Origin of the sequence: Trebonia sp., from assembly GCF_049794275.1 — a bacterium.
Lineage (GTDB): Bacteria > Actinomycetota > Actinomycetes > Streptosporangiales > Streptosporangiaceae > Trebonia.
On sequence record NZ_JBARCR010000389.1, the window covers coordinates 1 to 11,207 of the forward strand.

Genomic DNA, 11,207 nt, shown 5'->3' on the forward strand with positions numbered 1-11,207 from the left:
TTGTTGAAAGGTAGGTTCGGGCTGTGCGCCGCTGGGAATTGCCGGCTAGCGACGAGTGGTTCGTCGGACGGGTCGCCGAGCTGGCCGCGATCGGGGCTTGTGTCGACGCGGTGTCGGGCGGGGCGGGCCGGGTGGTGTGGGTCGAGGGGGATCCGGGCTCGGGTAAGACAGCGCTCGTCAACCATGTGGTCGCTGGGCTTCCGGCTGCCTTTGTCGTGCGGCGGTCTGCCGCGGACGAGTCGGCGGCCGACCAGCCGTTTGCCGTGCTGCAACAGTTCGGTATCGAAGGCGGGGAAAGCCCGCAGGCTGCCGGGCTGGACCTCGTCGGGTTGCTGAGCGAGGCGGGCGGTGGCGGTCCGGTGGCGGTGGTGGTAGAGGACTTGCACTGGGCCGACCGTGAGTCCCGCCAGGCGCTGCTGGCCGTCGTCCGGCGGGTGGGCGAGGAGCGGGTGCTGCTGTTGGTGACCAGCCGCCCGGGCGCCGCGCCCGACGGGTGGGAGCGCCTGTTTTCGGATCCGTCTGGTCGTTTGCGGGTCGTCCTGGGTTCCCTGGGCAGGGACGACGTAGGCGAGATGGCTCGCGTCGCCGGCCTGGCCCTGCCCGCGCGGGCGGTCGAGCGGCTGCACGAGCACAGCGGCGGCCTGGCCTTGTACGTCCGGACCTTGCTGACTGAACTTTCCTTCTCGCAGCTTGCCGCTCCCGGCGGGGATCTTCCGGTACCCCGGTCGCTTGCATCGACGATCCTGGCCCGGCTGGCCGGACTGCCGCCAGATGCCCGGCAACTGGCGGCGGCATTGTCCGTAGCGGGCGGGGTGGTGCCGTTGCCGGTGGCCGGGCGGATCGCCCGGGTCGACCATCCGGCCGGGGCGCTGGAGGCGCTGCTAGAGACGGGGTTCGTGACGTGGCGGCCCGGCGAGGCGAGTACGCCCGCGGGCTTCACTCACCCGCTGTACCGGGCGGCGCTGTACGCCGACCTCGCACCCACCCGGCGCCGGGAGCTGCACCGGGCCGCGGCAGAATCCCTCGACGCGGCCGCTGCCCTACGGCACCGGGTGGCCGCCGCGGACGGGATCGACGACGACCTGGCGCAAGATCTCGATGAGTCGGCGGCCGAACGGGCCGGCCGAGGGGCCCGGAGCGTGGCAGCCACGTACCTGCTGTGGGCGTCATCTGTTGGCTCTGATCCTCAGCTGAATGAACGGCGGGTGTTGCGAGCAGCCCGGTTGCTGCTCGAGGACGGGCAGACGGCGCGGGCTGCTGAGCTTCGTGAACGGGTGGAGGGGTGCGGCGAAGGGCCGCTGCGCAGCCTCGTCCTGGGGCAGCTGGCGTGGGAGGAAGCCGCGAGCACCCCGGCAGAATCCTGGTTCATCGCGGCCTCGGAATCGGCGGGCGGACCGGAGCCGGACGGTGAGGTTGCCGCCGCGGCGCTCGGTCACCTCGGCACGTTGTATTACACCCAAGGCCGGGGCCGGGAAGCTGTCGACGCCGCGACGAGGTTGCTGGCCCTGGGCAACCTGCCCGGCGAGCTGGAGCGAAATGGCTGGATAGCGCTCGCGGCCGGAACGGCCGCGGACCACGGTGCCGCGGCGGCCCTGGACCGCCTCGCCAGCCGTCTGCCCCAGCCTGCTGAGAGTGTGCGGGCGGCTGACGCCGACTTGTTGATCGTTCGCGGCACGCTGGGTTTCTATGCCGGAAGGACCACCGCGGCCATCGCCGACCTGCGGGCGGCGATCCGGTTGGCTCGTCACGGTGCCGCCGCCGCCCAGCTGCCCAGAGCGCACATGCAGCTCGCGCAGCTTCTGCTGTACTCGGGGGAGTGGGACGAAGCGCTTGTCCATGCCCGGACGGCCCTGTCGCTGGTGTCGGGCGAACGGCGGGTCTGGATTGACGCGCAGGTGCACGCCGCGCTGGCTCGCCTGTTCGGCGGCCGGGGCGAGTGGCAGCGGTCCGACGAGCACCTCACAGCGGCAGCCGCCGCGGCGGCAGAGGCGGGCACGATCGAGGCGGTCGTCACCACTCGCGTTGCCCAGGCCGCGGTGGCCAGGGCCCGCAACGATCCGGGGCAGGTCGTGGAGGTCCTCGCCCCGCTGGTCGCGAACACCCGCCTGATCCCGATGGCGACGTCGCTGGCCTGGTGGCCCGGCTTGATCGAGGCAATGATCGATGGCGGCGAGCTGGCCAGAGCGGCCGAGCAGATTGAACTGCTCGACACCGCGGCGCGGCAACGCGGTCTGAACATGCAAGCCAGGATCGAGGGGGCCCGCGCTCATCTGGAGGCGGCCCGGGGACGCCCCGATCAGGCGGGCTCCAGCTACGACCGGGCGATCGCCCTGCTCACCGCGGACGATCCGCTGCTGGACCGGGCCGGGCTGCATCACAGGTTCGGTCAGCTGCTGGCCGCCCGCGGGGGCAGGCGACGCCAGGCTGTCGACCAGCTTCGCGTCGCCCGTGACCTGTTCGCCGGGGCGGGCGCGGAACCGTTCCTGAGCCGGGTGGAGGCCGACCTGGCCTCGCATGGGATCACTGTCGGCGAGCGAGGATCCCGGTCTCCGCTGGAGCTGACCGACCGGGAGCGTGACGTCGCCGTTCTGGTGGCGAAAGGGCTGACCAACCGCGAGATCGCTGCCGAGCTGTATGTCAGCCAGAAGGCTGTCGACTACCATCTGGGCCACATTTTCGCGAAGCTGGGGATCACGTCGAGGCGGGAACTGCGCGGCCAGGTGTTCAACTAGGCGTTTCTCCTAGGGACCGTCGTCCCGCCTTCGAGCATGCTCGGAGCATGCAGATCATCATCGACGTCGTCCAGTCGGGCGACGGGCGGCTGACGGGCACGGCCAGGCTGGCCGGTTCGGTCGGCGAGGGTCGCCGTTTCGACGGCGTGCTGGAGCTTGTCGCCTGCCTGGAGGGGCTGTGCGCCACCGCGCCGAACCACGACGCGCCGTCCGGACCGGAAGGAAAACACCATGACTGACCCGGCAAGGGTGCTGTTCCGCGACGCGTCCTACGACGGCCAGCTGACCCGGACACTGGCGGCCGCAATGGCCGGCAGTGCCGACCTGGGCGAGGCGATGGCCACCGCCCGGCGGATCGGCAAGCCGAGCGGCACCGCCTGGTACGACGCCTGGTCAAAGACCGCCGACCAGGCGCGGCAAACCGCCGAGAAGACCCGCGCGTCAGGTGAACGGGCGAGCGCTCGTCATGGCTACCTGCGGGCCAGCGAGTACTACCGCCAGGCCTTCTATTTCCTGCGCTCGGACCTCGACGGCCGCCGCCTCCAAGACGCCTACCGTGCCCACGTCGACACGTTCAGATCGGCTGCCGCGCTGATGGACCACCCTGCCGAGGCCGTCCGCATCCCCTACGACTCCACAACGGTCAGCGGATACCTCTTCGCCCCAGATGATTCGGGTGAGGCCAGAGCGACTGTCATCTTTCCGTGCGGGTACGATTCGACCGCTGAAGCCGGCTGGGCCAACGTCCCCGCCGCCCTGGAGCGCGGGTACAACGCGCTGGTCTTCGAAGGGCCTGGCCAGGGAGAGGCCCTCTACACCCAGCGCCTGTTCTTGCGGCCGGACTTTGAGCACGTGCTCACCCCCGTCCTGGACTGGCTGCTGACCCGGCCCGAAGTACAGCCCGGTGCGCTGGTGCTCATCGGGCGGTCCTTTGGGGGCTACCTCGCCCCCCGGGCCGCCTCGTTCGAACACCGCCTGGCCGCCTTGGTCTGCGACCCAGCGCAACCGGACATGGGCGCCCGCATCCCCGGCGGACTAGCGGGAAAGATCGCCGCCCCCGTCGTGAGAGCCCAGATGCGGGTCGGCGCCGATCGCGCCGAGTTCTTCGGCGCGCGGATGGCGGCCCACGGCCTCGACAGCATCGAGAAATACTTCACCGAGCTGCGCGCGTTCACCATGCTCTCGCACGCGCCGCAGATTACCTGCCCCACCCTCATCATCGAGGCCGAGCACGACTTCGCCGGCGGCGGCGGCCAGACCCTTATGGACGCGCTGACGGCCCCGGCACAGCTCGTCCCGCTCACCGAGCACCAGGGAGCGGACGGCCACTGCAGCGGCCTCGGCCAGGAGATCTGGTCCGAGGCCGTCTACCGCTGGCTCAGAAACACCCTTCCGCGCACCCCGGCCGCAGTGACCGGCAAGGAGAAAGAACATGACCGCTGAACACTCGCCCGCTGGCCTTTCGGCGCTGGCCACCCGCGACCAGGAAGCGATCACCCGGACCCTTACATCGCTGCTCGCCGGGTTCCGCGAACGCGACGCCGACAAGCTCACCGACGTCTACAGCGACGACGCCGACTGGGTCAACGCCTTCGGCAGCGTCAAGCAGGGCCGCCAGGAGATCCTCACCTACCTGCGCGGCCTGTTCGCCGACGCCAACTTCAACGCCGGCACGCTCAAAGCGCCTCCCCAGAGCAGCATCCGCGTCCTCACCGATGACGTTGTCATCGTGTCGACCCACCTCCTCATCGAAGGACAGAAACTGCTCGACGGCGGTGTCATCGACGAGCGCGACAACCGCTCCCTGCACGTCCTCCAGCGCCAAGGCGACGGCACATGGCCCGTTGTCTCGGAAATTTACATGGACGCCAATCGCGGCCAGTCATACGCCGGTCACTCATAACTCGGTGCGGGACTAGCGTGGCGGCTGTGGCGGCCGTGGCGGCTGGTTCCCGTCACCGCACGACCTTCGGACAGGTATTCCATGATCACGTAAGAAAAGTTTGCGTATAGAACATTTTTCTTACGTGATCATGAACTGGACGCTTGTCTGCGCGCTCTGACAGGATCACGGTGATCTCAGCCACGGCCGGAAGGATCAGTGATGGACTTCGCCTTCGACGCGCTGACCGAGGACTTGATCGGGCGGCTCACGGAATTCATGGACACCTGCGTGTACCCGGCCGAGCCGGTATTCGCCGAGCAGATGGCGGCGGCCGCCGATCCGTGGACGGCACCTCCCGTTATCGAGGAGCTCAAGACGCAGGCGCGGAAGCGCGGGCTGTGGAACCTGTTCCTGCCCGGCGAGCACGGCGCCGGCCTGACGAACCTGCAGTACGCGCCGCTGGCGGAGATCAGCGGGCGCAGCCCGACCCTCGCGCCGTCCGCGATGAACTGCGCGGCGCCGGACACGGGCAACATGGAAGTGCTGGCGATGTTCGGCACCGAGCGGCAGCGCGAGCAGTGGCTGCGGCCGCTGCTCGACGGGGAGATCCGCTCGGCGTTCGCGATGACCGAGCCGGACGTCGCGTCCTCCGACGCGCGCAACATCGCCACGAGCATCACCAGGGACGGCGACAGCTACGTCATCAACGGCCGCAAGTGGTACATCTCCGGCGCGCTGAACCCGAACTGCCGCATCTTCATCGTGATGGGCAAGACCAGCCCGGACGCCGAGCCGTACCGGCAGCACAGCCAGATCCTGGTGCCGCGGGACACCCCGGGCATCACCATCAAGCGCGGCATGATGGTGTTCGGCTACAGCGACGGCTCGCACGGCGGGCACGCCGAGGTCATCTTCGACAACGTCCGGGTGCCGGCGGAGAACATGATCGCCGAGGAGGGCGCGGGGTTCGCCATCGCGCAGGCGCGGCTGGGGCCCGGCAGGATCCACCATTGCATGCGGTCGATCGGGATGGCGGAACGCGCCGTGGAGCTGATGTGCCGCCGGACGCTGAGCCGGACCGCCTTCGGCAAGCCGATCGCGGAGCAGGGCGTGGTCCAGGACTGGATCGCCGAGGCCCGGGTGCGGATCGAGCAGCTGCGGCTGCTCGTGCTGAAGACCGCATGGCTGATGGACACCGTCGGGAACCGCGGCGCGCACACCGAGATCCAGGCGATCAAGATCGCCACCCCCGCGACAGTGGAGTGGATCCTGGACAAGGCGATCCAGGCGCACGGCGGGGGCGGCGTGTCACAGGACTTCCCGCTGGCCCAGATGTGGGCGCACATGCGCACGCTGCGCCTCGCCGACGGGCCCGACGAGGTGCACAAGCGATCGCTCGCCCGCCGCGAGCTCCGCAAGTACACGATCCAGCCAGCTTCATGATCGCGGGTCATTTTCGGCGGATATCGCCAGTTATGACCCACGATCATCAAATAGGTCGGGGTCGGGTGGGTGGAGTCGTGGCTGTGCGTTGCGGTTAAGCCACGAATGCGCAACAACTGCCCCCGATGGGCTTGCCGAACCACCGGCTGATGCCTTGAATGGGGATTCACAGTTAGGAAGTCCTGCCTAGCGAAGCTGGAATTGTGTACATGAAGCACAGTTCAGTTCTTGAAGTCAGCGGCTCAGTTCTTGAAGTCAGTGGCGTGACTGTCCGCTTCGGCGGCCTGACGGCGCTTGACGCCGTGTCGCTCGCGGTCGCGCCCGGCGAGATCGTCGGTGTCATCGGCCCCAACGGGGCCGGCAAGACGACGCTGCTGAACGTCTTGTGCGGCTTCATCCGGCCCAACGCGGGCCAGGTGTTCATCGACGGCCGGCCCCACCCCCGCCTGCGCCCGCACCAGCTGGCCGGGCTCGGCGTCGCCAGGACGCTGCAAGGGGTGGGCCTGTTCGAGCGGCTGACCGCCGCGGAGAACGTCATGACCGGCGCGAGCTGCAGGGCCAAGGCGGGATTCCTGTCGGCGGTGCTCGGGCTGCCCAGGTCCGACAGGGACGAGCGCAGGCTGCGGGACGAGGCAGGCCAGGCGCTCGCCCGGGTGAGGGCGGGAGAGGCGGCGGACGCCAGGCCCGGCGAGCTGCCGTACGGCATGCGCAAGCGGGTCGCGCTGGCGCGGGCGCTCGCCGCCCGGCCGAAACTCCTGCTGCTCGATGAGCCCGCCAGCGGGCTGGCCGAGGATGAGCTCGCCGAGCTGGGCATCCTCCTGCGCGAGCTCGCCGCCGAGACGTCCCTCGTCATCGTGGAGCACCACATGGACTTGATGATGTCGGTCTGCGACTCACTCGTCGTCCTTGACTTCGGCAAGGTGATCTCCCGCGGGACACCGAAGGAGATCCAGGCCGATCCCGCGGTGGCGACCGCGTACCTCGGCACGAGCGGACCCGGCGGTGAGTAGCCCGGCCGGGGCCCAGGAGGGCCACGAGGGTGTGGAAGCCCGGGCGCGCGGCGCCGCGTCCCTCGCGGTCGAGGACCTGACGGCGGGTTACGGCGGGGTCCGGGCGCTGAACAGCGTCACGATCACGGCGAGCGGAGCGAGCATCACGGCCGTGCTCGGCGCCAACGGCGCGGGCAAGACCACGCTGCTCAGGGCGATCAGCGGGATGGTGCGCCCGCGCAGCGGGCGGATCCTGCTCGACGGCGCGGACCAGGCCGGGCGCAGCCCTGAGGACATGGCCAGAGCCGGAATCGCCCACGTCCCCGAGGGACAGGGCGTCATCGCGGAACTCACCGTGGAAGAGAACCTGCGGCTCGGCACGATGTCCTGGCCTGGCATGGCCCGGCGGCGGTCGGACCGTACCGCCGCGCTCGCCGAGGCATACGAGCGGTTCGGCGTGCTAGCCGACCGGCGCCGCAAGCTGGCCGCCACCTTGTCCGGCGGCGAGCGGCAGATGCTGGTGATCGCTCGCGCCCTGATCGCGCGCCCGCGCGTGCTGCTGCTTGACGAGCCGTCGCTCGGCCTCGCGCCGAAGATCATGACGCAGGTCATGGACATGGTGGTGCGGCTCAGCAGGGAAAGCGGCATCACCGTGGTCCTCGTGGAGCAGAACGCGCGTGCCGCGCTCGCGATCGCCGACCACGGAGTCGTACTCAACCTTGGCCGTGTCGTAGCGGCGGCCGACGCCAACACGCTGGCCGCCGACGTGGCGCTCCGCCATCACTATCTCGGGTTCTAGCCGACCAGAAGGGAGGACAAGTGGTCGAGTTCCTTCAGTTCACGCTCAGCGGGATCAGCTTCGGGATGATCTACGCCGCGATCGCGCTGTCCCTGGTGCTGATCTGGCGGGGCACCCGGCTGCTGAACTTCGCGCAGGGCGGGATGGCGATGTTCACCACCTACATCGCGATCGAGGTGATCTACCACACGGGCTCCTACTGGGCCGGATTCGTGGTCGCGCTCGCGGCCGGGGTCGTGCTCGGTGCCGTGGCCCAGCTGGTCGTCATCCGGCCAGCCCAGGGCAGGCCGGAGCTCAACGCGGTGATCATCACCATCGGGCTGCTGGTCCTGCTCGAGGGCCTGGCCGGCATCTTCTACGGCGGGCAGTTCCGGTCCTTCCCCGCGGCCTTCTCCGTTACCGGGCTGCGAGTGGGCTCGACAGCACTTGGCGTGTCGCGCTTCGACGTGTTCGTCGCGGCGGCGGTGCTGCTCACTACCCTGCTGCTGGCGGTCGGGTTCAGGTATACGAGCGCGGGGCTGCGGATGCGTGCCGCGGCGTTCAACGCCACCGTCGCGCGGCTGTCCGGCATCCGGGTGGCGCGGGTGATCACGGTGAGCTGGGCGCTAGCGGGCCTGCTCGGGGCCCTCGCGGGCGTGCTGGTCTCGCCGTCGACATTCCTTTACCCCAACAGCATGGACACGATCTTCGTGTTCGGCTTCACGGCGGCGGTGATCGGCGGGCTCGACAGCCCCCTTGGCGCGGTCATCGGCGGGCTGCTGCTCGGTGTCGCCCTCAGCTACACGGGCGGCTACCTGGGTTCCCAGGTGACCGCCCTGGTCGCCCTCGGCATCCTGGTCGTGGTCCTGATGATCCGGCCGGCCGGCATCTTCTCCGGCGCTCAGGTGCGGCGGGTGTGAGCATGCGGTCACCGCTACTGCGCATCCTCGGCGCGGCCCTTCTCGGGGCCGTGATCATCGTGATCCTGTCCATCAAGCTGAACGCGTTCCGGGATTACCAGATCGCCGAGATCGCCGTCTATGTGACGGCGATCGCCGGGCTCACGATCCTGACGGGGCTGAGCGGCCAGATCTCGCTGGGCAACGGGGCGTTCATGGCCATCGGCGCGTACACCACCGCGCTCATGCTGGCCCATCTCGGCTGGCCATTCGTCGCTGTGCTCGTGGTCGCCGGCGTGGCCTCCGCCGCCACCGGAGCGATCGTGGGAGTCGCCGCGGCCAGGCTGCGCGGCCCGTACCTCGCGGGCGTGACTCTCATGCTCGGCGTCGCGCTCCCGTTCCTCGCGTACGTCTACCCGTCGACTCTCGGCGGCGACCAGGGCCTCAACGTCGTCTACACCCAGCCGGCCTTTCTCGGCGCGAACTTCCCGCTGACGAGGTGGCAGGCGTGGATCAGCTCGGCAGTGGCGCTGGTCGTCCTGGTGCTGCTCGCGAACCTGGGCCGCAGCAGGATCGGCCGTAACTGGCGCGCCGTGCGCGACGATGAGGTCGCCGCCGCGCTCGCGGGGATAAACGTGGCACAGGCACGCATCCTCGCCTTCGTCGTCAGCGCCGCCTGCGCCGGGCTGGCCGGCGCGCTGCTCGCCGTCATCACCGCGCTGGTCGCGCCGGGCGCCTTCACGATCACGCTGTCCATCGCGCTGCTGACCGGCGCGGTGATCGGCGGCCTCGGCACCCTGCTCGGCGCGATCTGGGGAAGCCTCGTGATCGTCCTCGTGCCGACTTACGCCACCGACGTGGCCACGAGCCACGGCCTGTCCACCACCGTCGCGTCCAACATCCCGGTCGCGGCGTACGGCGTGGTGCTCATCCTCGTCATGCTCATCTTCCCGCAGGGAATCCAGGGCGGAGTGCTGTGGCTGCTCCGCCTCTTCGGGATCTCCGCTGCCCGTCCATCGCATGCGGCATCCACAGCGGATGCCATGCCTTCGGCCGGCGAGACGCCGGCCAGACCCCATGAGAAAGAAGGCACTCAGTGAAGAGATCGAGATCGAGATCACAACGGCTTCGCGTGCCAGCGATCGCCGTCATGGCGACGGCCGCGCTCGCGGTTGCCGCGTGCAGTTCCAGTTCGAGCTCGAGTTCCGGCTCTGGCTCTAGCTCAAGCGCGGCCCTGACCGCGTCCGCGCCAGGCATTACGGCGACCACCATCACCATCGGCAGTCACCAGCCGCTCACCGGGCCCGCCGCGCCAGGCTACAGCGAGATCGCGCCCGCGTCGGCGGCGTACTTCGCCTACGTCAACGCGCACGGCGGCGTGAACGGCCGCAAGATCGTCTACAAGTACCTCGACGATGGCTACAACCCGACCACGACCGCCTCGGTGGTGCGTCAGCTCGTCCTGCAGGACAACGTGTACGCGATCTTCGACGGACTCGGGACCCCCACCCACCTGGCCGTGGAGAGCTTCCTCAACGCGCAGAAGGTCCCCGACGTGTTCGTCGCGTCCGGCTGCGACTGCTGGAACCAGCCGGCGACGGCCCCGGAGACGTTCGGGTGGCAGCTCGACTACATTCGCGAGGGGAAGATCCTCGGCCAGTACGTCGCCAAGCACTTCGCCGGCAAGAAGATCGGCTACTTCTACCAGGACGACGAGTTCGGCACGGACGGCGTGAAGGGGCTCGACTACGAGATCCCGAAGTCGATGGTGGTCGCCAGGCAGACCTACGTTCCCACCAACGTCAACATCGCACCGGCTGTCGCCGCGCTGCACGCGGCCGGCGCCCAGGTGGTCGTCTCGTTCTCGATTCCCGCGTTCACCGCGCTGCTGAAGCTGAACAGCCTGAAGCTCGGCTACAGCCCGACGCTCGTGGTCAGCAACGTCGGGTCCGACGCGATCACCCTGTCCGGGCTGCTCGAGTCGTTCGCCAAGCAGGGCGGCGCGACCGTCAACGGCAACCAGCTCACCGCGGGGATCATCACTGACGGCTACCTGCCGACGCTCGGTGACACCAGCAACAGCTGGACCGCGCTGTTCAAGAAGGTGCACGACACGTACGACGCGAAGGCGCCGTTCGACGGCAACGTGTACTACGGCGAGGCGGTCGCGTACACCTTCGTGCAGGCGATGCTCAAGGCGGGCAAGAACCCGACCAGGGCCGACCTGGTGAACGCGATCAACGCGGGGCTGCCGCAGGGGCCCGCGGTCGCCCCTTACGCGTACTCCTCGACCGACCACGACGGCATCACCGGCGCGTACATGGGCGTCATCAAAAATGGCGTCCTGACCCAGCAGGGACCGGTCCTGACCACGGACACCACCGCATCCGGCGCGATCACGACAGTGACAGCCAGCCAGCAGGCGGCGCCAGCGAGCGGCATTCCGTCGCCCTGATCTCTGTTGAGCATGGCATGACAACC

The 11,207-nt window shown here is 69.3% G+C and carries 10 protein-coding genes; all 10 read left to right on the plus strand.

Annotated features, from left to right (window positions below; all coding sequences use genetic code 11):
• Positions 1–23: 23 nt before the first annotated feature.
• The 10 genes from WA805_RS10560 to WA805_RS10605 all read left to right on the plus strand — a co-directional run bounded on the left by WA805_RS10560 (position 24) and on the right by WA805_RS10605 (position 11,181).
• Positions 24–2,732 (plus strand): helix-turn-helix transcriptional regulator, encoded by a 2,709-nt coding sequence (locus tag WA805_RS10560; RefSeq protein WP_425242252.1) that lies wholly within the window; start codon positions 24–26, stop codon positions 2,730–2,732.
• A gap of 47 nt (positions 2,733–2,779) precedes the next feature.
• A complete protein-coding gene (locus tag WA805_RS10565; protein WP_422288026.1) occupies positions 2,780–2,971 on the plus strand; it encodes a hypothetical protein in 192 nt (63 codons plus the stop codon).
• Complete coding sequence (locus WA805_RS10570; protein WP_425242253.1) at positions 2,964–4,175, plus strand: alpha/beta hydrolase family protein; 1,212 nt, start codon at positions 2,964–2,966, stop codon at positions 4,173–4,175. The genes WA805_RS10565 and WA805_RS10570 overlap by 8 nt, the downstream gene beginning before the upstream one ends.
• Positions 4,165–4,635, plus strand: coding sequence for a YybH family protein (locus WA805_RS10575; RefSeq protein ID WP_424559171.1), 471 nt, complete (start codon positions 4,165–4,167; stop codon positions 4,633–4,635). Before WA805_RS10570 ends, WA805_RS10575 begins: the two co-directional genes overlap by 11 nt.
• A gap of 201 nt (positions 4,636–4,836) precedes the next feature.
• Positions 4,837–6,060 carry an acyl-CoA dehydrogenase family protein gene (locus WA805_RS10580; protein ID WP_422277576.1) on the plus strand — a complete coding sequence of 408 codons (1,224 nt, stop codon included), beginning with the start codon at positions 4,837–4,839 and terminating at the stop codon, positions 6,058–6,060.
• Positions 6,061–6,323: 263 nt separating this feature from the next.
• The gene (locus tag WA805_RS10585) at positions 6,324–7,070 is read left to right on the plus strand and encodes an ABC transporter ATP-binding protein (RefSeq protein ID WP_422284570.1); all 747 of its coding nucleotides are present in this window, start codon (positions 6,324–6,326) and stop codon (positions 7,068–7,070) included.
• Between the two features lie 31 nt (positions 7,071–7,101).
• Positions 7,102–7,848, plus strand: coding sequence for an ABC transporter ATP-binding protein (locus tag WA805_RS10590; RefSeq protein WP_422284587.1), 747 nt, complete (start codon positions 7,102–7,104; stop codon positions 7,846–7,848).
• A gap of 20 nt (positions 7,849–7,868) precedes the next feature.
• Positions 7,869–8,747, plus strand: coding sequence for a branched-chain amino acid ABC transporter permease (locus WA805_RS10595; protein WP_422284571.1), 879 nt, complete (start codon positions 7,869–7,871; stop codon positions 8,745–8,747).
• A 2-nt stretch (positions 8,748–8,749) separates the two neighbouring features.
• Positions 8,750–9,826, plus strand: coding sequence for a branched-chain amino acid ABC transporter permease (locus WA805_RS10600; protein WP_422341209.1), 1,077 nt, complete (start codon positions 8,750–8,752; stop codon positions 9,824–9,826).
• A 32-nt stretch (positions 9,827–9,858) separates the two neighbouring features.
• Entirely contained in the window at positions 9,859–11,181 is a 1,323-nt protein-coding gene (locus tag WA805_RS10605) for an ABC transporter substrate-binding protein (protein ID WP_424559170.1), read from the plus strand.
• Positions 11,182–11,207: the final 26 nt, after the last annotated feature.

Bases quoted from the DNA above. Each gene is read 5' to 3' on its own strand.
- WA805_RS10580 (WP_422277576.1), top strand. From the start codon at position 4,837: ATGGACTTCGCCTTCGACGCGCTGACCGAGGACTTGATCGGGCGGCTC.
- WA805_RS10600 (WP_422341209.1), top strand. From the start codon at position 8,750: ATGCGGTCACCGCTACTGCGCATCCTCGGCGCGGCCCTTCTCGGGGCC.
- WA805_RS10575 (WP_424559171.1), top strand. From the start codon at position 4,165: ATGACCGCTGAACACTCGCCCGCTGGCCTTTCGGCGCTGGCCACCCGC.
- WA805_RS10565 (WP_422288026.1), top strand. From the start codon at position 2,780: ATGCAGATCATCATCGACGTCGTCCAGTCGGGCGACGGGCGGCTGACG.
- WA805_RS10570 (WP_425242253.1), top strand. From the start codon at position 2,964: ATGACTGACCCGGCAAGGGTGCTGTTCCGCGACGCGTCCTACGACGGC.